The sequence below is a fragment of the Streptomyces sp. NPDC087901 genome, assembly GCF_044742205.1.
Lineage (GTDB): Bacteria > Actinomycetota > Actinomycetes > Streptomycetales > Streptomycetaceae > Streptomyces.
The window spans coordinates 86938-109623 of sequence record NZ_JBIUUC010000003.1 but is presented as its reverse complement, the minus strand read 5'-3'; the positions used below and the strand labels follow the sequence as shown (position 1 = coordinate 109623).

Below are 22686 nucleotides of genomic sequence, written 5' to 3'. Positions count from 1 at the left end.
CACAATGAACGTTGCTTTGCTTTTTGCCGGCGGTATCGGTTCGAGGATGAACTCCCGTGCCCTCCCGAAGCAGTTTCTGGAGGTCAACGGCAAGCCGATCATCATCCACACCCTCGAGCACTTCGAGTCGCACCCCGAGATAGACAGCATCGCCATCGCGATACTCGCCGAGTACCGCGAGTACATGGAGAAGCTGCTGAAGCGGTACGAGATCCAGAAGGTCAAGTGGATCATCGACGGCGGTGCGACCGGTCAGGAGTCGCGGCACAAGGCTCTCTCGACGGTCGCCGCGGAGTGCCCCGACGACACCGTCGTGCTGATCCACGACGGCGTGCGGCCGCTGATCGACGCGAAGCTGATCAGCGCCAACATCGAGACGGTCCGGGAGCACGGCTCGGCCATCACCTGCACCAAGTTCAACGAGACCGTGGTGTCGAGTGAGCACGAGCACATCGACGACGTGATCCCGCGCGACCACATCTACGCCGCGCAGGCCCCGCAGAGCTTCCGGCTCGGCGAGATCCTCTCGCTGTACGACCAGGCGGTCGCGGAGGACGAGCACGACACCATCGACTCGTGCTCCCTCATGCACAAGTACGGTCGCAAGATCTACCGCGTGGTCGGCCCCCGCTCGAACATCAAGATCACGACGGCCGAGGACTTCTACCTCTGCCGGACGTTCTTCGAGATCCTTGAGAACCAGCAGATCGTAGGTACGTGATTCCATTGGCCACCGTCTCCAGCCCGGTCGTGGCGCACGACCTCGACGAGATCCTTGACCGCGACCTGCCGTGGAGCGAGCTTTCCGGCCGCACCGTGCTGGTCACCGGCGCGAGCGGCATGCTGCCGTCGTACGTCGTCTACACCCTCCTCGCACTGAACGACCGGCACGGCGCGGGCATCACCGTGCACGGCCTGGTGCGGAACGAGGAGAAGGCCAGGCGGCTGCTCGCGGACGTGCTCGACCGCCCGGACTTCCACCTCGTGGTCCAGGACGTGTCGGCTCCGCTGGAGCTGCCCGGTCCCGTCGACTACGTGATCCACGGGGCGAGTGCCGCGCGGCCCGCCCTGCACGGCAGCCAGCCGGTCATGACGATCAAGGCGAACCTGCTGGGCACGTTCAACCTGCTCGACCTCTGTGTGGAGAAGGCCAGCCGCGGATTCCTGCTGATGTCGTCGGCGGAGGTCTACGGTGCCCAGGCCCCGGAGACCGAGCTCATCGACGAGCAGAGCTACGGCGGGTTCGACATCCTCAACCCGCGGGCCTGCTACGCCGAGGGGAAGCGCGCGGCGGAGACGATCTGCGCGACCTACCAGGCGCAGTACGGCATCGACAGCCACGTCGTCAGGTTCGGTCACGTCTACGGGCCCGGCATGGCGCTCGACGACGGGCGCGTGCAGGCCGACTTCGCGGCGAACGTGGTGGCCGGCAAGGACATCGTGCTCAACAGCGACGGTTCCGGCGTGCGGACCTACACCTATGTGGCCGACGCCATCGCGGGGCTCTTCTACACGCTGCTCCGCGGTGACCAGGTGGCCTACAACGTCGCGGACCCGGCCGGTCTGGTCTCGATCCGGCGGCTGGCGGAGCTCTTCACCGAGGTGCGCCCGGAGCGTGGACAGCAGCTCCGGTTCACCAACGAGTCCGACGCGCGCTCGTACAGCCTGACCAAGAAGCAGGGCCTGGACAGCACGCGGCTCTCAGCACTCGGCTGGAACCCGGTGGTTGATCTGCCGACCGGGCTGAACCGCATGGTGACTCATCTGGAGTCGAGCGCCCCGGGCCTCCAGTAAATCCCGCGTCGGTACGCCACCGACACGGATCGGCGGAAAGCGCCAGGACACAAAATGCCTCGGGCCCGGACGGAAGTCCGGGCCCGAGGCATTGTGGCGCAATGTCACTGAACTGCCGAAAGCGGGCACTTCAGGAAGATCGAATTTTCCTGGCCAGTCGCCGCAACGGAGCCGGAAGGAAACGGGTCAGCCGACGCTGCTTCGCCTTGGGCAGCGGCCGTACCACCATTTTCTCCGAGACACTGTCGTCGTCGGTGAGGTTCCAGTACTGCGTGGACTTCTCGCCCTTGCGCGGATACAGCTCGTTCGGGCGGCGAGGAACGACCTCGGGACGCTCCCAGGCGATGTTCCGCCGCACCACTCGCGCCGGTGATCCCACCGCGGTGCAGTTGTTGGGAATGGACTTCGTGACGACGCTGCGGAAGCCGATCACCGAGCCGTTGCCGATGGTGACGCCGCCCATCACGACCGCATGCTTCGCGATCCAGACGTGCTCGCCCACGACGATCGACTGGGACGGGTTCACGCGCTTCTCGGTACGCACGTCGAAGATCGGGTGGGTGTCGTCGCCGCGCACCTCGATGTTCTTGGCGAACATCACGTCGGCGCCGATCGACACCGACACACCTTCGACGGCGGAGATGAAGGTGCGGCCCGCGCAGCCCACGTTCTCGCCGATCCGGATCCGGGACTCGTGCCCGCAGCGCAGTTCGAAGCGGAGACCTGCGCGCTTCTTCGTGGTCTGCTCGATGTCTATCTGACCGTTGTCTCCCGAGAAGGTGACGAGTAGGTCCTGGATATCCGCTTTGGGGCTGATGACGAGTTTGTTGTTCGACCCCTTGAATCGGATATCGATCTTCTCTGCACGGATCTCTCCGTCATAGACGATCTCGTTTCCCTGATCGTCCTTGTAACGCTCGAGTTTGCGCACTTGCAGCATTGTGATCTGAGGGATGCCCTCGACCGGTTCAGGGTCGGACCTGCCCCTCGTACCTCCATTCCGGCTTGGGATCTCGGGTTAAGTTATCAGATGACCCTGTTACTGAATCCTGGCGTGATCGGACCAAACGCGGCCGCGACATCGGTCGTGACAGCATCTGTCGGATCGCGAGCTTCTGTGCCGAGCGGTTTACATTTTGCGTACTTCAGGGCATATCTAGTCAAATACCGTCGGCCGTGGGGGATGCCTCTCGGGGGCCGGGGCCAGGGCCGTCGGTATCGGGCTTGCAGGTCGACGACGGCCTTCACATCGTCGCTGCGCTTGTGCCGGGCGTCGGCGAAGCCGCTCACCGGCACCCGGCGGGTGATGAGGCGGTCCAGCCGGCCCGGGTCGGCCGCGGCGAGGGCGGCGGCGGCCTGTTCGTAGTGGCGGCGGCCGGCGTTGACCGATCCGAAGACGACGGTGTTCTCCAGCACCATGTCCCGGGCGGTCGCGTCCAGGTCCACCGTGACCTTCCGGCTGCCGGATGAGATACCGGTCAGGCAGATGACGGCGCCGGCGCCGACGACCTCCGTCAGCCCGTGGACCAGCGAGCCGGCACCGGTGCATTCGATGACGATGTCGGGTTCCAGGCCGATGTCCCGGACGTGGCCGGTGTGGAATGTTCCACCGAGGCCGGCGACGAGCTCCGGCTTGGGTCCGCTGTCGTTCAGGTCGGGTACGCGGACCTTCAGGCCGCGTTGGACGCCCAGCACGGCGGCGAACAGGCCGATCGGCCCGGCGCCGGTGACGAGCGCGACCTTCGGCTTCCAGGAGGAACGGGCCAGGGTGCGTTCGGTCTGCTCCCATGCCTTGGCGACCACGGAGACGGGTTCGAGCAGGACGCCCCGGTCACCGAGACGTTCCTGGCCGGGCGGGGCCGCACCGTAACCCTGTGTCGACGATGTCGATGTCGGTGCCGCAGATGCCGAGGAGCAGCCCTTCGACGAGCAACAAACCCTGCTCCGGGCCGGGTTCGGGGACATCGAGGACCTCCACCTGGCCGGGCCTGCCGGGTACGACGGTGATGGACTTCATGTCCACGCCCTCCTGGCGCTCGCAGCGTCCTGTGAGTGTTGAGTGTTCAGCGGCCGGACAGGGGCAGCCGCATGGGGTAGCCCATTGGAATGACCGCCGGGAGGGGTGTGGCGCCGACCCCGCGGAGGGGGCTGCCGGCCCGGTGCGGCGCGGGCGGTCCACTCCCGCGTGACGCGAGGGAGAGCCCCGTCGCCCGGGGAGGAACGGCCCCGGTCCGATCGGATCGCCAGTCGGGCGGTGCGCCCGGGCTGTGATTCTCTTCGACGAGGAATGGCTCGCAGGTCCGGACGCCGACACATGACAGGGATGCGAAATGGTTCAGGCGTATTCCAGGGAACCGGGGACAGGCGGGCCACTGTCGGACATTCGCCCGGAGGGCGTACGGAAGATTCGCCTGTGGGCGTTCTGCATCGCGCTCGGCGGGTTCCTTTTCGGATACGACACCGGTGTCGTATCCGGGGCGCTGCTCTACATCAAGAGCGACTTCGATCTCAGTTCCTTCGAACAGAGCAGTGTCGTCAGCGTGTTGCTCATCGGCGCCATGATCGGGGCCGTGAGCGCCGGGCGGATGGCGGACCGGCTGGGCCGCAGGAAGACGCTGGCGGCCGAGGGGCTGGTCTTCATCGGCGGGACGGCGATTCTGGTGTTCGCCCCCGGCTACGGTGCGCTCCTGATCGGCCGTGTCGTCCTCGGTGTGGCGGTCGGCGCGGCCTCGGCGACCGTACCGGTCTATCTCTCGGAGGTGTCCCCGACGGAGTTGCGCGGGCGGTTCCTCACACTCAACCAGCTCATGATCACGACCGGCATCCTGATCGCGTACCTCGTCAACCTCGCCTTCTCCGACGGCGGTCAGTGGCGAGCGATGTTCGCCGTGGGTGCGGTCCCGGCTCTGCTGATGGTCGCGGGAACGGTGTGGCTGCTGCCCGAATCGCCGCAGTGGCTGGTCCTCAAGGGCCAGGTGGACAAGGCCCGCGCGGTCGTCGAGTCGGTCAGCGGCGAAGCACGGGCGACGCGCGTCGTCGAGCAGGCCGTGCGGCGGCGCGAGGACGAGAAGCGGGGTGCCGGGCAGAAGGAGAACTGGCGGGTCCTGCTGGCGCCCCGAGTGCGGCCGGCGCTGATCGTGGGCCTCACCCTGGCGGCCGCGCAGCAGTTCGGCGGAATCAACACGATCATCTACTACGCGCCGACGCTCATTCAGAAGACCGGCCTTTCGGCATCGAATTCAATCTTCTATTCGGTGGCGATCGGGGCCATCAACCTGATCATGACGGTGGTGGCCATCAGGCTGGTCGACCGAATGGGCCGCCGCCCCCTGCTGCTCATTTCCCTGACGGGGATGCTGGCCATGCTCGTTCTGCTGGGATTCTCGTACGTGGTGGACCTGGGCTCCGTGCTGTCGCTGCTGTTCATGGTGATCTATATCGCCTCCTTCGCGGTGGGCCTCGGCCCGGTGTTCTGGGTGCTCATCGGTGAACTCTTCCAGCCCTCGGCCCGCGCTGCCGGTTCGGCCGCCTCCACGGCGGTGAACTGGGCGTCGAACTTCGTGGTCAGCCTCGCGTTCCTGCCGCTCGCCGATGTGATCGGCCAGGGCGAGACGTTCTGGATCTTCGCCGCGGTCGTCGCGTTCACCCTGTGGTTCGTCGGCCGCTATGTGCCGGAGACCCGGGACCGTGAATTCGACGAGGTGGACACCGCTCTGCAGGCCCGCTTCGGGCGGAGTCCGCAGGCCGGTCCGGCTCCGGGCTGACGCCGGCCGGCCGGCGCTCAGCCGCCCCGCGGCGGCTCCACCCGCTCCAGCCACGCTGTCAGCAGTGGTTCCAGTGCCGCCGCCTCGTCGCCGGTCAGGGTGTCGAGCAGGCGGCGTTCGTTGCGCATGTGCTCGGTGAAGGCCCGGTCGATCAGATCGAGGCCGGCGGGGGTGAGGGCGACCACGCGGGCGCGGCCGTCGCCTGCTGCCCGGCGGCGGGTGACCAGGCCGGAGCGTTCCAGGCGGTCGATGCGCTTCGTCATCGCGCCGGTGGTGACCATGGTGTGCGTGGCCAGTTCGCCCGGGGCCCGTTCGAACGGCTCCCCGGCCCGGCGCAGCGCGGCCAGGACGTCGAACTCGCCCTCGCTCAGACCGAATCGGCGGTACACCACGCAGAGCTCCTCCGTGAGCAGCCCGGCCAGCCGGTGCAGGCGGCCGATCACGCCCTGGGGGCGCACATCGAGATCCGGGCGCTCGCGGGCCCACTCGGCCTGGATGCGGGCCACGTGGTCCAGGGGCTGTGGGGCGGCGGAACCCGGCACGGCTTCGTTCGGCGCTTCGCTCATTTCCTCATTGTAGCTTCCGAGGAAGGTATCTCCGGGTATATTAACTTCCATGGAAGCTACTTTGCGATGGGTGCTGATCACGGCGATCGCCCCGGTGGCCTGGGGCACGAACTACTACGTCACCCACGCCTACCTGCCCGCCGAGACCCCGCTGTACGGCGCCGCCATCAGGGCCCTGCCCGCCGGGCTGCTCCTGCTGGCCGTCCGTCGCGAACGGCCCCGCGGCTCCTGGTGGTGGAAGGCCGTGATCCTCGGCGTCCTGAACATGGGCGGCTTCTTCGCCCTCGTGTACGTCGCCGCGCAACTGCTCCCGACCAGCACCGCCTCGACGATCATGGCCGCCTCGCCGGTGACCATGATGCTGATCGCCTGGGCGCTCGTCGCCGAGCGGCCGGGGCTGCTGCCCCTGCTGGGGGCCGCCGCCGGCATCGGCGGGGTATGCCTCATGCTCCTGACCGGAACCGTCTCGGCCGACATCCGAGGGGTACTGGCCTCGGTCGCAGCCCTGCTGATGTCGTCCCTCGGCTACGTCCTCACCAAGCGCTGGGGCGCCGGGACCGATGTCCTGGCCTCGACCTCCTGGCAGCTGATCGCCGGTGGCCTTCTGCTGCTGCCCCTCGCCGCAGCCGTGGAAGGCGCGCCGCCCGCACTCGACGGAGCGGCCGTCCTCGGTTTCGGATACGTCACCGTGGTGGCGACCGCTCTCGCCTTCGCCGCCTGGTTCGCGGGCCTGCGCCATCTGCCGGCCGCGACCGTCGGCCTGGTCGGGCTGCTCAACCCGGTGACCGGAGTACTCCTCGGCACCGTGGTCGCCGGGGAGTCGCTCACTCTCCGGCAGATCTGCGGGCTCGTCCTCGTGCTGGGCGGGATTCTGCTCGGCCGGCCGGTGGCGCGCCGACGGCCGGCCGAGGTCTGCCACACGCGCCCTAAGGCTGCGTGACCTGCAGTTCCCGTACGCCCGTCGGCTCGGCCGCATCCGCCGAACGGACCGTCACCCGCACCTCGCGGGCCACCGCGCCCGCCCGGTAGGGCTGCCAGGTCCTGCCGTCGGCCGAGGTCTCCAGGAGGTGCGACTCGGGGGTCACGTCCGTCCACGCGGGCTCGATCGACGTCACCGGGGCCGCCCGACCCAGGTCCACCGTCAGTGAGCCCGTCTCCCCGTCCGGGGACCAGGCGGTCGCCGTACTGCCGTCGACCGCCGCGGCCGCGTACAGGCCGGGGGTCTCGGACGTGGCCGTCGCCGGGCGGCAGCGGGCCGCGTCGGTGGTCGGGGTCAGGTCCGGGCGGCGGGTGGGGAGAGTGAGGGTGGTGGACAGGGAGCGCGGACCCGACGGGGTGTGGAGGGTGAAGGGGGCGCCCGAGGTGAGGCGGACCTCCGTCGTGCGGGGGCCGATCGACACGTCGTACGTACGCCCCTGGTAGCGCAGCCCCGTCAGCTTCACGCCGTCGCTCAGCTGTGGCGGCAGCAGCGGGTCCAGGCGCACCCCGTCCTCCCTCAGGCGCAGGCCCGTCAGCCCGTGCGTGAACACCTGGAGGAAACCGCCCTTGCCGGTGAGGAAGTCCTCGGCCGGGAATCCGGACAGCGGATCCTGCGCGCCCGCCTTCGCGCCGCGCGCCTCACTGAAGAGGGCGTACGGGCCCCGCATGAAGGGGCGCACGGCACGCTGGAGATACGTGTACGTCGCACAGCCCGGCTCCCCGATCGCGGCCGCGTCGATCGCGTGGACCGAGTCCGTCATCGCCGGGCCGTCCGGATCGGTGTGCGCCGCGTAGTAGTCGAGTGTGGCGGCCGCCGCGCCCGCCTCCATCGGCCACTCCAGGGGATAGATCAGCAGCACGGTGTCGGCCTGTTTGATCGTCGAGCCGTCGTAGCCCGCGTACTGGAGGAAGAGCTTGCGGTCCGGGTCGTACGGGATGCGCAGACCGTCCGCGACCTTCGTCCACTCGGCAGGAGCGGGGTGCCCGAGGAGCCGCGCCGCGCGGGTGGCGTTGCGCAGGGCGGTGGCCGCGACGGCGTTCGTGAACACCCCGTCCGTGACCCCGTTGCTGTACTCGTCCGGGCCCGCCACCTCCTTCACCGAGTAGCTGCCGTCGTCGTTCGCGGTGGCGCGCGAGGCCCAGAAGTCGGCGATGCCCTGGAGCATCTGCCAGCCGTGGCCGGCCAGCCAGTCGCGGTCGCCGGTGGCCAGGTAGTACTGCCAGACAGCCAGCGAGACATCGCCCTGGAGGTGGTTCTGGGTCACACAGTGCGGCGGGTTCCAGCTCTGGCACTCGGACCAGAGATTGCCCCTGCTCGCGCTCGTCCACGGGTAGAACAGCCCCTTGAACCCGAGCTTCTCGGCATTCGTACGGGCCTCGTCGCGTGTCCGGTAGCGGTACTCGACCACCGAACGGGCCAGTTCGGGCCGGGTGGCGAGCAGCCCCGGGTACATCCAGGTCTCCGCGTCCCAGAAGACCATGCCCGCGTAGTTATCGCTGGTCAGCCCGGCCGGGGCGATGCTGTCGCGGGAGCCGGCGCGGGTGGAGGCGAGGAGCCCGTACTGGGCGGAGCGCAGCCACTTCTGCAGTTCGGGGCTGCCCGGCACGGACACGTCGGCGGACCAGTCGCGGCGCCAGACGGCGGCGTTCTCGGCGAGGACGGCGGACCAGCCGCGCCGTGCAGCGCCCCGGGACGCCTCGCGGGCGGTGGTGCGCGGGGCGCGTGAGGTGAGTGCGGTGTCCACCCCGACGTACTTCTCGAACGTGTACGTGCGCCCGGCGCTCACCCGGGCCGTGTGTCCGTTCACGCCCGCCGGGCGCATGGTCTGGACGATCGCGCCCGCCGTCCCCGTGCCCCGGGTGCGGAACGTCCCGTCGTCCTCCAGCGCGATCCGGCGTGCGCCGCGCGGGTCGAGGCGGCCGGTCACTGTCGCGGTGCCGGTCCAGCGCGGGGTCATCCGCAGCCGTACGGCACCGGTGTGCACCTCGGACCGGTCGGCCAGCACCTCGTACGTCAGGTCGGTCGCGCGGCCGTCGGCCGTGGTCCAGCGCAACGACGTCACCACCAACCCGCAGCGCAGGAACACCGTCTGGCGGTACCGGGAGATCCGGCCGGCAGGTGTGGCCGAGCCGTACGTCTCCTCGCCCACGCGCACATCGAGGTTCGTCCAGCTCGGCAGCGCGGCGGCCACCTCGCGGCCGGCCGCCAGGTCCTCCTCGCGGCCGAAGAGCCCGGAGACGAACGCCCCGTCGTAGCGCGGCGTGAACAGCGGCCAGCCGGTCTTCTCGTCCCGTTCGGCGTATCCGGCACCGGCCGCCGGTACGCGGTGTCCCAGGTAGCCGTTGCCGACGTAGGGGTCGTAGCCCGCGGCCTCCCCGAACGTGGTGGACGTCGGGGCCCAGGCGGGGTCCGTGTCCCGGCCGCAGGCCACGGCTGCCGGGGCGGGCGGTCGCTGATCAGCGGCGTACGCGACGGGCGACAGGGGCGACGGTGCGATCAGGGCGCACGCGACGAGGGACGTGAGAAGAGAGGTACGCGAGAGGCTCACGGTACGAACGTAGGCAAGGGGGCGTGGTGCGGTGGTGCGCGGCGCGCGGGGTGAACGGCTGACGCGGGGCGTGCGCGCGGGCCCGCGCGCGGACGCTTCAGGCGGCGAGCCCCGTCTTGAGGCCCGCGCCGCACAGCGGCACGACGACGCTGCGGTCCGTCCAGCCGCCCACCGCCGCCCAGCAGGCCACGCCCGTCGTCTCCACGTAGAAGCCGCGGGCGGCCAGATCCCGCTGCGCGGTGCGGATCCGATCCTCGGTCACCGTCAGGAAGGTGCCGCCCGACTCCCGTACCGCGGCCAGGATCGCCCGGGCACGCGGCGGGCGCGGAATGGCGATGCCCTCGGCGAGCGTGGGGGAGGCGGTGGTACCGGCCGGGGCGTCGAGGAGGTCGTCCGCCCCCGCGTGGAAGGCCGCGGCCAGCGGCGACACGGCCTCGGCCTGGACGGCGATCAGCGCGGGGCGGGTGTCGATCAGGCCCTGGGCGAGGAGTTCCGCGGTGGCCAGGGCCGCGCCGAGCAGCAGCGTGCCGTTGCCGACGGGTACGGCGATGGCGTCGGGGAGCCGGCCGCCGAGGTCCTCCCAGAGTTCGTACACGTACGTCTTCGTGCCGTGCAGGAAGTACGGGTTGAAGACATGCGATGCGTAGAAGGTGCCGGGCGCGTCGGCAGCGGTGCGGGCCGCCCGCGCGGTCGCCTCGCGGTCCCCGGGGACGATCTCCAGCCGGGCGCCGTGGGCCCGGATCTGCTCGGTCTTCTTCGCGGATGTGCCCTCGGGGACGTACACCGTGCAGGGCAGCGCGGCGCGGGCGCAGTACGCGGCGACGGCCGTGCCCGCGTTGCCGCTGCTGTCCGCGACGACGCGCTCGGGGGAGAGGCGGCGGGCCAGTTCGGCGAGCATCACCGCGCCGCGGTCCTTGAACGAGAGTGTGGGCATCAGGAAGTCGAGTTTGGCCGAGACCGTGCCGGTGAGCGGGACGAGCGGGGTGCGGCCCTCGCCGAGGGTGGTCTCGGGGGAGGAGAGGGGCAGGACCTCCTCGTAGCGCCACAGGGAGTTGACCCGGCCGGGCAGATCGCCGGGACGCAGAGGGCCCGCGCTCTCGAAGTCGAGGTCCCACGGGCCGCGGCAGACCGGGCAGCACCAGGTGAGCGAGGTGACATCGGCACGGGTGCCGTCCTGCGGGCAGAGGTACGTGGTGGCCATGGCGGCCAGCATGCCAGCCGCGGCGGCGGAACGGAGTCCGGGGCGGCCGCGCTGTCGCAGCCACCCCGGACAGGGGGTACCTAACGTCGGGAGAGTCCGCGGTCGACGGCGGTCATCAGCTCGCCGTCCTCCGTGTCCCCGTCCAGTGACCAGAACATCGCCCCGCCGAGCCGGTGGTCGCGGATGTACGCGGTCTTGGTGCGCAGCACCTGCGGGTCGTCGTACGTCCACAGCGTGGTGCCGTCGAACAGCCAGGCGCTGCCGTCACGGACGTTGCGGTGGACCTTGTACGTACCGGAGTCGGCCAGCTTCTTGAGGGCCTTGTAGTCCTCGTAGCCGGCCGCCCAGGTGGCGGGCGCGGGGGCCGTGGCGGGTTGGCCGAGGCCGTTGCCGCCGCCGGTCACGCCGGTCCAGCCCTGACCGTAGAACGGCATCCCCATCACCAGCTTGCGGGCAGGGGCACCGCGCTTCAGCCAGTCGCGCACGGTCTGGTCGACGCTGAAGTCGCCCTTCGCGTACAGCGCGGACTGCTGCGCTGTGGTCTTCTCGCCCGAGACGTGGAAGTCGTAGCCCTGGAGGTTGACGAAGTCGAAGTCCCGCATGATGCGCGGGACGTCGAAGCCGGCGTCGATCTTCTCGGGAGACGTGGGCACGAACGCGGAGAGGTCGTAGTGCTTGGGCTTCGATCCGTGGTGGCCGCCCTTGCGCGACGCGGCGCTGCTCTTCGCGTACGCGTCGAGCTGGGTGCGGAACTCGTGGACCAGCGCCGTGAAGTTCCGCTTGTCCTCGGGGCGGTACACCGTGTCGGAGTCACCGGCGGATCCCGGCCATTCCCAGTCGATGTCCACCCCGTCGAAGAGGCCAGCCGCCGCGCCCTCGCCGCCGCGCGTCCCGTCCACCGGCAGATTGCCCTTGATGTACAGGTCGATGCAGGAGGAGACGAAGGCCTTGCGGGAGGCGGCGGTGCGGGCCGCGTCCGAGAAGTGGGTGGACCAGCTCCAGCCGCCGAGCGAGATCATCACCTTGAGGCCGGGGTGCTCGGCCTTGAGCTCGCGCAGCTGGTTGAAGTTGCCCGCGAGGGCCTGGTCGTCGGTGTCGGCGACGCCGTCCACCGAGCCGGCGGCGTCCAGCGGGCGGACGTAGTCGGCCCAGGCGTCGGCCTCGCCGGGCACGTTGCCGGTGAAGCACTTGCCGTCGGCGCTGACGTTGCCGAACGAGTAGTTGATGTGGGTGAGCTTGGCCGCCGTGCCGCTGGTCTCCAGGTCCTTGACCTGGAAGTCGCGCCCGTAGACGCCCCATTGGGTGAAGTAGCCGACGCGCTTGTAGGCGGGTGCCGAGCTGTGGCTGCCTTCTCCGCGGTCCGCGCCGGGCTTTTCGCCGTGGCCCGCGGTGGCGTTGGCGGCGGGGGCGAGGGTGGCCGCCAGCGAGAAGGCGCAGGCGGCAATGGCCAGTCCGGACAGGGTTCTTCGACGCATGAGGCCCGTTCCTGTGCGTGTGCGGAGGCACGTACTGAGAGACAAGTGCTGAGAGACGCGTGACCGTGCCGTGTGGAGAGGAAGGTATTGGTCTGGACCAAATGAGGTCAAGGGGTGGGGGGAACCGGAAAGGGCGAGATGCCGTGGCGGCCGGCGGTGGGCTATGCGCTCACCCGCCGCGAATCATCACTTCGAGTGAAACTCTGGCCTGTGCTTGCGGTCTGGAACCGACGGTTGCGACGCTGTTGCAGTCTGTCAACCTCTTGGGGAGTGGCCTGTGACTTTCGGTGAGCAGCCCGCCTATCTGCGCGTTGCGAGCGATCTGAGAGAGAAGATCGCCAACGGTTCGCTGCCGCCGCATACGCGCCTGCCCTCGCAGGCGCGTATCCGCGAGGAGTACGGAGTCTCGGACACCGTCGCGCTGGAGGCGCGCAAGGTGCTGATGGCCGAGGGGCTGGTCGAGGGCCGCTCCGGCTCCGGCACGTATGTGCGTGAGCGCCCGGTGCCGCGCCGGATCGCCCGTTCCGGCTTCCGGTCGGAGACCGGGGCCAGTCCGTTCCGGCAGGAGCAGACGGCGGAGGGTGCGCGGGGGACCTGGGAGTCCCGGAGCGAACAGGAGGGGGCGAGCCCGGAGATCGCCGAACGGCTCGGCATCGAGCCGGGCGACCGCGTGATGCGTACGCGTTACGTGTTCCGGGACGGCGGGGAGCCGATGATGCTCTCCACCTCCTGGGAGACCCTCGCGGTCACGGGGCGCACGCCGGTGATGCTGCCGGAAGAGGGCCCGTTGGGCGGTTGCGGGGTGGTCGAGCGGATGGCCGCGATCGATGTCGTCGTGGACAACGTGGCCGAGCAGGTCGGCGCGCGCCCGGGGCTGGCGGAGGAGCTCCTGGCGCTCGGCGGGGTGCCGGGCCATGTGGTGATGGTGATCGAGCGGACGTACTACGCGTCGGGCCGCCCGGTCGAGACCGCCGACGTCGTGGTGCCGGCCGACCGGTACCGGGTCGCGTACCACCTCCCGGTCCGGTGACCGGGCGGAGCGGTTTCGGCCCGGTGGCGGCGGCCGGGCGGGCTGGTTCCTGTCGGGCGACAGGGGCCGGGCGAGACGGTTCCTGTCGGGTGACCGATACCCGGACGCGCACGTCCGCGGCGTGTGACGACAAGTTAACGGCAGCCCCTGTCCCGTAACAGCCGGGCAATCGCCGACCGTGACGGCTTGTCATGTCCTGCTCCTAACTTCCCGTTCGGACCCGCACACCGGACTGACGAACGGGAAGTCACCGATGACGGACACAGCCGTACCGAAGACGGAGCCCGCCTCCGGGGGAGACCTCGCGGGCGGGCCCGCCGCCCCGCCGCCCGGGCGCAGTTACGCCAGGCTCGCCGCCGACGAGAGCCGCGAGGACTACTCGCTCCGCTACGCGCCGCACTCCTTCCGGCGCTGGTCGCCCGGCACGGTCGCGGGCACCGCGCTCGGCGGGATCGCCTACCTCGCCGACTTCGCGATCGGCGCCTCGATCGTGTTCACCTACGGCTTCACCAGCGGATTCGCCTCGATCCTGGCGGCCGCCACGATCATCTTCCTCACCGGCATCCCCATCGCCCGGGCCTGCGCGAAGTACGGCCTCGACATGGACCTGGTCACCCGGGGCGCCGGCTTCGGCTACTTCGGCTCGACGCTGACCTCGCTGATCTACGCGTCGTTCACCTTCATCTTCTTCGCCCTCGAAGGCTCGATCATGGCGCAGGCCATGCACCAGGCCATCGGTCTGCCGGTCGAGGCGGGCTATCTGGTGACGACCCTGATCGTCATCCCGATCGTCTTCCGGGGCATGGGCGCCCTCGCCAAGGTGCAGGCCTGGACCCAGCCCGTCTGGATCGTCGGCATGGTGCTGCCCTTCGTCGTCCTCGCCTTCGAGGCGCCGGACGCCTGGGGTGCGTTCGGCTCCTTCGGCGGTACGGAAGGAGCGGGATCCGGCTTCTCCTGGACCGGCTTCGGACTCGGCACCGGCGTCGCCCTCTCCCTCATCGCCCAGATCGGTGAGCAGGCGGACTATCTGCGTTTCATGCCGGCGAAGACGGAGGCCAACAAGCGGCGCTGGAACCTCGCCGTCCTCGCCGCCGGGCCCGGCTGGGTCATCATCGGCGCGGCCAAGCAACTCGGCGGCGCGCTGCTCGCCTTCGTCGCCCTGGAGGCCGTCGGCAAGACGCACGCGCTGGAGCCGATCGCCCCGCAGATCGAGGCGCTGAAGCCCTGGCTCGGCTCGTTCGCGCTGCCCGCTGCCGCACTCTTCGTGATCGTGTCGCAGATCAAGATCAATGTGACCAACGCCTACAGCGGCTCGCTGTCGTGGTCGAACTTCTTCTCCCGGATCACTCACCGTCATCCCGGCCGGGTCTGGTACATCTTCCTCAATCTCGTCATCGCGCTGACGCTGATGGAGATGAACATGTTCGCGGCCCTCAACAAGCTGCTGGGCTTCTACTCGAACGTGGGCATCGCCTGGATCGCCGCGGTCGCCGCCGACCTCGTCATCAACAAGCGGATCGGCCTGAGCCCGCCGTACATCGAGTTCAAACGGGCCTATCTGTACGCGGTGAACCCGGCTGGATTCGGGGCGATGGTGATCGCGTCCACCGTCTCGATCCTCGCCTTCTTCGGTCTGTTCGGCGCGTACGCGGAGGCCTTCTCGACCTTCATCGCGGCCGGTCTCTCGCTGACGCTGTGTCCGCTCATCGCCTGGGCCACGAAGGGGAAGTACTACCTGGCCCGGCCCAATCCCGTGAACGGGCCCGGAGTCGAGGTCGCGGACATCACCGCCACCCACACCTGCGCGGTCTGCGCCACGGCCTACGAACTCCCCGACATCGCCGACTGCCCCGTGCAGTCCGGGCCGATCTGCTCGCTCTGCTGCTCACTCGACGCCGACTGCGGCGACGTCTGCCGCAAGGACCCCGCCGGTGGCCCGGTCCTCATGCCGATGCCGGAGCTGCGCGAGGGCGCGGGCAGGGCGTAGGCCGGACCGGAATGCCGTGAACCGCCCTGGGGGCGCATCCAGTTGGATGCGCCCCCAGGGCGTTGGTCCACTCCTGGCCGGATCAGTATCTCTTTGTGCAATTACGCATGCGTTGAGTAAAGGTCAGGCGTAGGCTCGGGCATATGCGTACTGCGGTTTCCTGGGGATCCTTAGAGACGTGCACGCCGTTCAGGGGAGGGGCGCAATGCTCGGGAGGGATGCGATGAGCGACAGCGGTGCCGTGCTCCCTTGGCTGGTGATACGGCAGGACGACAACGGCAACCGCTACCGCGTGGGCAGGTATGCCACGCAGGACGAGGCGCAGCGGACCGCCGACAAGCTCCAGACCGGCGGCCACAAGCAGCTCTACTGGGTGGAGCGCGCAGGGCAGACCGCTCGCCCGTAAGGGCTGCCTGCGGTCGCGCGCCCGTAGTGCGCCGTGCCGGGTCTCCGGTGCGTCGCACACGCCGGGCGGTACCGCCCGGCGTGGTCATGACGGGGCATTACGCTCCGCATCATGACTGATCGCGTGGTGGTGGCCGGAGCCGTCTACGACCGGGGGCGGCTGCTGGCCGCGCGCCGCAGCGCCCCGCCGGAGCTGGCCGGGCGATGGGAATTGCCCGGCGGCAAGGTGGAGCCGGGGGAGAGCGGCGAGCAGGCGCTCGTCCGTGAGCTCCGGGAGGAGCTGGGTATCGAGACGGAGCCGCTGGAGCGTATCCCCGGTGAGTGGCCGCTCAAGCCCGGCTACGTGCTCCACGTGTGGACGGCCCGGCTGGTCTCCGGTGTGCCCGCGCCGCTCCAGGACCACGACGAGCTGCGCTGGCTCGGACCGGGTGAGAGCGGCACGGTGGACTGGCTGGAACAGGATCTGCCCGCAGTGGCCGAAGCCGTACGCCGGCAGCCGGGCGGCGCACACCGCTGAGCAGAGCGCCCGGCCCTGGCCTGCGCGCCCCTTCGCTCCGCGTACAGCCGTTCGTGTGCGCGCCTCTGCGCCCGTACGCCCCACGTGTCGACACCGGCGGTATTTCGTCCTGAATTACGGGTATGTGGTGTTTAGTCCCCGTAAACAAGGCATTCCCGTTGCTGGTCTTGGGAAGTGATCGGCGTGATCGATACCGAAGGCGACAGTGCCGAGTGGAGCTTCCCCGCTGTTCCCGGCGCCGTGCGCACGGCACGGCACGCCGTCCACGAGGCGCTGCGCTGCTGGGAGCTCGACACGGCCGTCGGTGATGTGGCTGTTCTGCTGGTCAGCGAGCTGGTGACCAACTCGATGCGGTACACGGCAGGTCCCATCGGGGTGCGGCTGGTGCGCCCCCATCCCGATGGCGAAAGCATCGCGGCGCGCCCCGGCCTGCTCGTGGAAGTCTCCGATCCGCTTCCGGATCCGCCCACCGAACGTACGGCTGGACCCGACGACGAGGGCGGCAGGGGACTGCAGCTCGTGGCCTGTTCGGCCCGTCGTTGGGGGACCCGGCGCGGAAAGAGCGGCAAGACGGTGTGGTTCGAGCTGGCCCTGCCTGGTTAGGAGTGAGGTGGGATGAACGGCGATCACGGAGGACCGGTCAGAATCTGGCCGAAACGGACTGAGACCGTGCTGTGATCGTGAACGCCGTGTCGGTCGGGGCCGTAGTGCTGAATACTGCGGGCAGGACCGGTCCGGTGTGTGAGCTGGAGGGGACGGTCGCGTGAGCGAAATACCTGGGACAGCGGGCGATGTCGTGTGGCAGAGCAGTCCGCCTGGCTCGATCTACGACTTCATCAGGGTCGCCTCCTTCTCGATCGGCCCCGATGGCCTGATCGAGCAGTGGAGCCGCCGGGCCGCCGGTCTCTTCGGCGTTGCCGCTCACGAGGCCGTGGGCAGGGATCCGGTCGAGGCCTTCATGCCCGCCGAACTGCGGCGGGACGGCCGCCGCCGGATCGGCGAGGTGCTCGACGGCAAGGAGTGGACGGGCCTCGTCCCCTTCCGGATGCCGGGCGAGGACGCCGTGCACGGGCTCGCCGAGATCTATGTGATGCCGAGCGAGACGGCGTCGGGTGAACGGGCCGCGGTCTGCATCGTCGTGGACGTCCGCGCACTGCGCCTCATCGAGACGGACCTCGCGGCCTCGCAGGCGATTTTCGGTCAATCCCCGTTCGGTTTCGTACTGTTCGGCACCGATCTCACCGTGGTGCGGGCCAATCAGCGGTTCGCCACCGTCTTCGGCGGCCGGGCGGACGACCACCAGGGCCGCACGGTCGGCGACTACCTCACAGGCCTGGAGGCGGACCGGCTGACGGCCACGCTCGAACACGTCCTGGCCACCGGCGACTCCGTCACCGACCTCCAGCTCGTCGGCACCGCCCCCGGCGACACCGAGCGCCGCCACTGGTCGATGAACCTCTACCGGGTGCACAGCGGCTCGGGCCGCCCCGTCGGCATCGCCGGACTGGCCACCGATGTGACCAGGCGCCACATCGCGGCCCGTGAGGCGGCCAGCGCCCGGCGCAACCTCGCCCTGCTCAACGAGGCGAGCGCCCGCATCGGCAACTCCCTCGACCTGGAGACGACCGCCCGCGAACTCCTCGACGTGGCCGTACCCGGCTTCTGCGACCTCGCCGCCGTCGACCTCTACCAGGCCCTGCTCACCGGCGAGGAGACGCCGCCGGGCAGCGGGGGTTCCTTGCGCCGGGAAGCTGTCGGCGGCTCCGCCGAACTGCGCCGGGTCGCCTTCGCCAGCGCCGTGTCGGACGCCCTGCCCGACACCGTCCCCGACGGCACCGTGCCCGGCGCCGCCGAATCCCGGCCGGGCACCGGTCCGCCCGCACTCGGCGCCGTGCACCACTACCCCTTCGGATCACCCTGCGCCATCGCCCTGCGCACCGGCCATGTGGAGGACGTGCCGGGCGACGACCGCGGCTTCGTCCAGTCCACGCTCGCCGTGCCGATGGTCGCCCACGACACCGTGGTCGGCCTCGTGCAGTTCTCCCGTACGAAGGGCAGCGAACCCTTCGGCGAGCGGGACCGCGCCCTGGCCACCGAACTCGCCGCACGCGCCGCCGTCTGTATCGACAACGCCCGCCTCTACCGCCGCGAGCACGAACGTGCGCTGATCCTCCAGCGCAGCCTCCTGCCCCCCGGCGACCCCGAGGCCGCGGGCCTCGACATCGCCTGCCGGTACCTGCCCGGCAACACGGCGACCGAGGTCGGCGGCGACTGGTTCGACGTGATCGAACTCCCCGGCCACCGCACCGCCCTCGTCGTAGGCGACGTGATGGGCCGCGGGCTGCGCGCCGCCGTGGCCATGGGCGAACTGCGCACCGCCGTAAGGACCCTGGCACTCCTCGACCTGGAACCCGCCGAGGTGCTCTCCGCACTCGACGAGGTCGCCCGGGGCCTCGGCACCCCCGGCGGCAGCACCGCGTCCGATGCGGGCGGCGGCGCCCAGTGGCCATCGCGGGCCGCCCACAAGTCGCGCGAGGCGGACCTCTCCGAGGTCTATCTGGCGACCTGCGTCTACGCCGTCTACGACCCGGTCACCCGCCGCTGCACCTTCGCCAACGCGGGCCACCTGCCTCCCGTCGTCGTCGAGCCGGGCGAGGCGGCGCTGCTCCTGGACGTCCCGCCCGGCATGCCGCTCGGTGTCGGCGGCGAACCCTTCGAGGAGGTCGAGGTGGAGCTCAAGGAGGGTGCCCTCCTCGCCCTCTACACCGACGGTCTCGTCGAGTCCCGCGACCACCCGCTGGACGAGGGGCTCGAAGCGCTGCGCGAAGCCCTCGCCGAACCGGCCCGGCCACTCGAGGACGTCTGCGACCACGTACTGAGCTCGCTCGACACCCGGCACGGTGAGGACGACATCGCCCTGCTGATGGCCCGCATCCAGGGACTGCCGGCCGACGCCGTCGGCGACTGGCGGCTGCCCCGCGAGCCGCGCTCGGTCGGCCGCGCCCGCGAGCTGGCCCGCGGACAGCTGCTCGCCTGGAACCTCGACGACCTGGTGGACACCACCGAACTGCTGGTCAGCGAACTCGTCACCAACGCCCTGCGGTACGGCGAGGGTGAGATCCGGCTCAGACTGCTGCGCGACCGCACCCTCGTGTGCGAGGTGTGGGACGCAGGCCTCGTCCAGCCGCGGCGCCGGCGCGCACGCGACACGGACGAGGGCGGCCGCGGACTCCAGCTGGTCGGGCTGCTGAGCGCGGCCTGGGGGTCGCGGCGGACACCGCGCGGCAAGACCGTCTGGTTCGAACTCCCGCTGCCCACCGGCGGACCGGCCGTCGAGCGCACGGTGGAGGAACTGCTCAGCATGTTCTGAGGACGGCACCGAAGAGGTCAGGCCGTCTTCAGCGCGGCGAGGCGGGCCTCCACCTCGGCGCTGTCGCCCAGCGTGTCCAGCTGCTCGAACTGGGCGTCCAGCGACGACGCGGCGAGCTCCTGCTTGCCCAGTGCCTTCGCCTCCTCGCGCCGCACCTTGTCCTCGAAGCGGCTGATCTCGCTGGTCGGGTCGAGGACGTTGATGTTCTTCACGGAGTCCATCATCTGGTTCTGCGCCTGGGCGGACTTGGCGCGGGCGACCAGCTCGTCACGCTTGGCCTTCAGCTCCGTCAGCTTCGTCTTCATCTGGTCCAGGCCGGACTTCAGCTTGTCCACCACCTCGGTCTGCGCGGCGATGGTGGGCTCCGCGGTCTTCGCCTCCTTCTCCGACTGGAGCTGGCGGCCGAGCGCGACCTTGGCCAGGTTGTCGAACTTGTCGGCGTCGGGGCCCGATCCGCCCGCGCGCAGCTCGTCGGCCTTGCGGCTGGCGGCGAGCGCCTTCTCACCCCATTCCCTGGCCGCCGCGACGTCCTCACGGTGGTCCTGCTCCATCAGGCGCAGATTGCCGATGGTGGCGGCCACGGCCTGTTCGGCCTCCGAGATGTTGGACGTGTAGTCGCGGATCAGCTGGTCCAGCATCTTCTGCGGGTCCTCGGCCTGGTCGAGCAGGGCGTTGATGTTGGCCTTCGCCAGCTGGGTGACGCGTCCGAGAATGGTCTGCTTGGTCATGGCACTCTCCTGTGTGTCCGGTCCTGCTGTGCAACGTGACGTGTACGTGTACGTGTACGGCTGTACGCCCGCCCGCGTGTACGGCCTTGGGGCCTTGCCCGCCTGTACGGCTGTACGCTCGCCCGCGGGTATGGCTGTGGCCCTCGTTCAGAAGCGGCCGCCGCCGCCCCGCCGGCCGCGGGTGCCCCCGCCGCCGAAGCTGCCCGGTCCGCCGCCCCCGCCGAAGCCGCCTCCGAAGCCGCCCCCGCCCCCGAAGCCGCCCCCTCGGCCGCCGCCGAGGAGTCCGCCGAGGATGATCCCGCCGAGGACCGCGCCGCCCATGCCCCCGCCGGCGCCGCCTCCCGGCATCCCGCCGCCCGGGCCGCCCCGGCCCCCGTAAGCGCGCACGTCCTGCTCCGCGAGGCTCCGCGCCTCTCCGGCCAGCGCGTCCGCCCGCTGTGCCTCGGCCAGCGCCGCCTGCGGATCGTCCGTCCCGGCCAGCTCGCGGGCCCGCTCCAGTCGCCGCTGGGCCTCCGCCAGCCGGGTCCGGGCCTGGCTGCCGACCGCACCCCGGTTGGTGGATACGTAGTCGGCCGCTGCGCCGATGGCCGACCGTGCGGTGAGCATCGTCTGGTCGAGCAGGGAGCGGGCCCTCTGGTTGCCCTGCTCCTGCTCACGCGCACCGGCCAGCGCCTCGTCCAGCGCCGCGTCCGCCTCCTCCACCCTGCGCAGCGCGTCGATGGGGTCGTACGCGCCCGCGGTCAGCTCCTCCCGCACATCACTGGCCACGGACCGGGCGCGGGCGATCCGGCCGCGGAGGTCCGCTGTGGACACCCCTTCGGAGGTGCCCTCCAGCAGCCCTCCCGCGTCCGCCAGGTCCGTCTCCGTCTCCGTGAGCGCGGCAGGCAGTCCGGCCGCCGCCTCGTCCAGTTCCTGCGCGCGCCGGTCGACGGCGTCGACGAGCGTGGTCGCCTGGCCGATCGCGCCCTCGGTGGCCCGTACGTACACCGCAGCCGCGGAGTGGTCGCCTCCGTCCGCCGCCTGCCGGGCCTGGTTGAGCGACGACGTCGCGAAGACGAGCCGGTCCTTGGCCTGCTCGATACCGGCCACGACGGGGGCCGACGCGGACTCCGCGTAACGGTCGCGCAGCGTGGCGAGCGTGGTCTCCGCGGCGGAGACCCGGCCGGCGAGCGCACGGAACGCGCTCTCGGCCGCGGCCAGCGCCTGTGGGGCGTTGCGTTCCAGTTCCCGCAGCCGGTCGAAGTCCTCGGAGACCGCGTCCAGCCGTGCGTTCGCGTCCGCGCAGCGGCTGATGATCTCGTCCAGCATCCGGCGGCGGGTGGCGTCGTCCTCCGGGATGGCGTCGTCGAGCTGCTGACGCAGCCGGAAGGCCGCCGTCAGCTCGCCCTTGGCGTAGCCGACCGCCTCGGTGAACGGCGCGGCGGCCGCCTCGCCGAACTGGGCGGTGGCGAAGCCGAGTTCCTCGTCGCTCGTGCGGACCGCGTCGTCCGTGCCGACGAGCGTCTCCTTGGCCTGTGCGTCGAGTTCGGGGAGGGGGGTGGGCGGCTGCTCCGGTTCGCCCTGCCCGGCTCCGGCCGGACCCCAGCCCGTCGCGCCGGGTGTCGTACGGGTGGTGGCGCGCCGCCTGCGCCGGGTGAACGCGTACGCGGCGACCGCTCCGGCGCCGCCGACGAGGACGATCGGCAGCACCAGGTCCCCGGTACTTGTCCCGCCGGAGCTCCCCGCGCCGGGGTCGTCGGCGCCAGGGGTGATCGTCGGGGTGGGGACGGGTGAACCGGCCAGGACGGCGGAGTACCCGTTGGCGGCCCCGATCGCGGCACCCGCCCAGTCGTTCTCCTTGAGCGCCGGCTCGATGGCGGTGCTCGCCACGTCCTGGAGCTGTGCGTCGGTGAGGCGGGAGTCCTGGTCGACGGAGTAGGCGTACTGCCGGTCGTGGGTGGCGACGGCCAGCAGCGCGTCGTCGCGGCCGAGCCCGTTGCGGTCGGCCGTCTCGTCGGCCCAGTCCTGCGCGGAGCGCCCGGAGAAGTCACGGACGTAGGCCACGAAGAGCTGGATGCGGCGTTTGTCGTAGAGCTGGTCGAGCGCGGTGACGACCTGGGCCCTACGGTCCCCGAGCGCGCCCACCTTGTCGGTGATCTGCCCGTCGCGGGACAGCGTGATCGGCCCGTCGGCGCGCGCGGCCGGCGTGGGGGCGAGGGCCAGCCAGCACACCGTCAACAGCACGGCGAGCAGGGCCCGGCCCGGTATGAGGATCCGGGTTCGGCTCACAGGCGGCATCACGTTTGCGAGGCTATGTCCGCCCCCGGCGGCCCGCGACCCGGC

The 22686-nt window shown here is 70.6% G+C and carries 19 protein-coding genes; 10 read left to right on the top strand and 9 right to left on the bottom strand.

Features of this window, described 5'->3' with window-relative positions:
• Positions 1 to 4 precede the first annotated feature (4 nt).
• Together ACIOEW_RS10000 and ACIOEW_RS09995 are read left to right on the top strand one after the other, a co-directional pair.
• Positions 5 to 721: an IspD/TarI family cytidylyltransferase gene (locus ACIOEW_RS10000; protein ID WP_362551179.1), complete on the top strand. Its 717-nt coding sequence runs from the start codon at positions 5 to 7 to the stop codon at positions 719 to 721.
• Complete coding sequence (locus ACIOEW_RS09995; RefSeq protein WP_362551176.1) at positions 718 to 1794, top strand: NAD-dependent epimerase/dehydratase family protein; 1077 nt, start codon at positions 718 to 720, stop codon at positions 1792 to 1794. Before ACIOEW_RS10000 ends, ACIOEW_RS09995 begins: the two co-directional genes overlap by 4 nt.
• A gap of 130 nt (positions 1795 to 1924) precedes the next feature.
• Here the strand turns inward: ACIOEW_RS09995 and ACIOEW_RS09990 are convergent, their stop codons facing one another.
• The 3 genes from ACIOEW_RS09990 to ACIOEW_RS09980 all read right to left on the bottom strand — a co-directional run bounded on the left by ACIOEW_RS09990 (position 1925) and on the right by ACIOEW_RS09980 (position 3811).
• Positions 1925 to 2734: an acyltransferase gene (locus tag ACIOEW_RS09990; protein WP_401963081.1), complete on the bottom strand. Its 810-nt coding sequence runs from the start codon at positions 2732 to 2734 to the stop codon at positions 1925 to 1927.
• An 86-nt stretch (positions 2735 to 2820) separates the two neighbouring features.
• Positions 2821 to 3597 carry a hypothetical protein gene (locus ACIOEW_RS09985; protein ID WP_401963079.1) on the bottom strand — a complete coding sequence of 259 codons (777 nt, stop codon included), beginning with the start codon at positions 3595 to 3597 and terminating at the stop codon, positions 2821 to 2823.
• 28 nt (positions 3598 to 3625) lie between these two features.
• The gene (locus ACIOEW_RS09980) at positions 3626 to 3811 is read right to left on the bottom strand and encodes a hypothetical protein (protein ID WP_401963077.1); all 186 of its coding nucleotides are present in this window, start codon (positions 3809 to 3811) and stop codon (positions 3626 to 3628) included.
• Between the two features lie 313 nt (positions 3812 to 4124).
• Here ACIOEW_RS09980 and ACIOEW_RS09975 point away from each other — a divergent pair, with 313 nt between their 5' ends.
• Positions 4125 to 5558 (top strand): sugar porter family MFS transporter, encoded by a 1434-nt coding sequence (locus ACIOEW_RS09975; protein WP_401963076.1) that lies wholly within the window; start codon positions 4125 to 4127, stop codon positions 5556 to 5558.
• A 17-nt stretch (positions 5559 to 5575) separates the two neighbouring features.
• Here ACIOEW_RS09975 and ACIOEW_RS09970 read toward each other — a convergent pair whose 3' ends face one another.
• Positions 5576 to 6124 (bottom strand): MarR family winged helix-turn-helix transcriptional regulator, encoded by a 549-nt coding sequence (locus ACIOEW_RS09970; protein ID WP_401963075.1) that lies wholly within the window; start codon positions 6122 to 6124, stop codon positions 5576 to 5578.
• Positions 6125 to 6173: 49 nt separating this feature from the next.
• Between ACIOEW_RS09970 and ACIOEW_RS09965 the strand changes: the two genes are divergently transcribed.
• A complete protein-coding gene (locus tag ACIOEW_RS09965) occupies positions 6174 to 7064 on the top strand; it encodes a DMT family transporter (protein WP_401963074.1) in 891 nt (296 codons plus the stop codon).
• On the opposite strand, the gene ACIOEW_RS09960 is transcribed toward ACIOEW_RS09965, so the two are convergent.
• From ACIOEW_RS09960 to ACIOEW_RS09950, 3 genes are all read right to left on the bottom strand, one after another.
• The gene (locus ACIOEW_RS09960; protein ID WP_401963072.1) at positions 7051 to 9651 is read right to left on the bottom strand and encodes a discoidin domain-containing protein; all 2601 of its coding nucleotides are present in this window, start codon (positions 9649 to 9651) and stop codon (positions 7051 to 7053) included. The genes ACIOEW_RS09965 and ACIOEW_RS09960 overlap by 14 nt on opposite strands.
• A gap of 97 nt (positions 9652 to 9748) precedes the next feature.
• Entirely contained in the window at positions 9749 to 10864 is a 1116-nt protein-coding gene (locus ACIOEW_RS09955) for a pyridoxal-phosphate dependent enzyme (protein WP_401963071.1), read from the bottom strand.
• 68 nt (positions 10865 to 10932) lie between these two features.
• Positions 10933 to 12327 (bottom strand): glycoside hydrolase family 18 protein, encoded by a 1395-nt coding sequence (locus tag ACIOEW_RS09950; RefSeq protein ID WP_401963070.1) that lies wholly within the window; start codon positions 12325 to 12327, stop codon positions 10933 to 10935.
• 277 nt (positions 12328 to 12604) lie between these two features.
• Between ACIOEW_RS09950 and ACIOEW_RS09945 the strand changes: the two genes are divergently transcribed.
• The 6 genes from ACIOEW_RS09945 to ACIOEW_RS09920 all read left to right on the top strand — a co-directional run bounded on the left by ACIOEW_RS09945 (position 12605) and on the right by ACIOEW_RS09920 (position 19636).
• Entirely contained in the window at positions 12605 to 13357 is a 753-nt protein-coding gene (locus ACIOEW_RS09945; protein ID WP_350989064.1) for a GntR family transcriptional regulator, read from the top strand.
• A 253-nt stretch (positions 13358 to 13610) separates the two neighbouring features.
• Positions 13611 to 15344, top strand: coding sequence for a purine-cytosine permease family protein (locus tag ACIOEW_RS09940; protein WP_401963069.1), 1734 nt, complete (start codon positions 13611 to 13613; stop codon positions 15342 to 15344).
• A 223-nt stretch (positions 15345 to 15567) separates the two neighbouring features.
• Entirely contained in the window at positions 15568 to 15750 is a 183-nt protein-coding gene (locus ACIOEW_RS09935; protein WP_362551144.1) for an SPOR domain-containing protein, read from the top strand.
• A gap of 111 nt (positions 15751 to 15861) precedes the next feature.
• Positions 15862 to 16266: a (deoxy)nucleoside triphosphate pyrophosphohydrolase gene (locus ACIOEW_RS09930; RefSeq protein ID WP_362551141.1), complete on the top strand. Its 405-nt coding sequence runs from the start codon at positions 15862 to 15864 to the stop codon at positions 16264 to 16266.
• Between the two features lie 174 nt (positions 16267 to 16440).
• Complete coding sequence (locus ACIOEW_RS09925; RefSeq protein ID WP_362551138.1) at positions 16441 to 16869, top strand: ATP-binding protein; 429 nt, start codon at positions 16441 to 16443, stop codon at positions 16867 to 16869.
• A 193-nt stretch (positions 16870 to 17062) separates the two neighbouring features.
• Positions 17063 to 19636, top strand: coding sequence for a SpoIIE family protein phosphatase (locus ACIOEW_RS09920; RefSeq protein WP_362551278.1), 2574 nt, complete (start codon positions 17063 to 17065; stop codon positions 19634 to 19636).
• Between the two features lie 17 nt (positions 19637 to 19653).
• Here the strand turns inward: ACIOEW_RS09920 and ACIOEW_RS09915 are convergent, their stop codons facing one another.
• Entirely contained in the window at positions 19654 to 20364 is a 711-nt protein-coding gene (locus tag ACIOEW_RS09915) for a PspA/IM30 family protein (RefSeq protein ID WP_362551135.1), read from the bottom strand.
• A 147-nt stretch (positions 20365 to 20511) separates the two neighbouring features.
• Entirely contained in the window at positions 20512 to 22641 is a 2130-nt protein-coding gene (locus ACIOEW_RS09910; RefSeq protein ID WP_401963826.1) for a TPM domain-containing protein, read from the bottom strand.
• Positions 22642 to 22686: the final 45 nt, after the last annotated feature.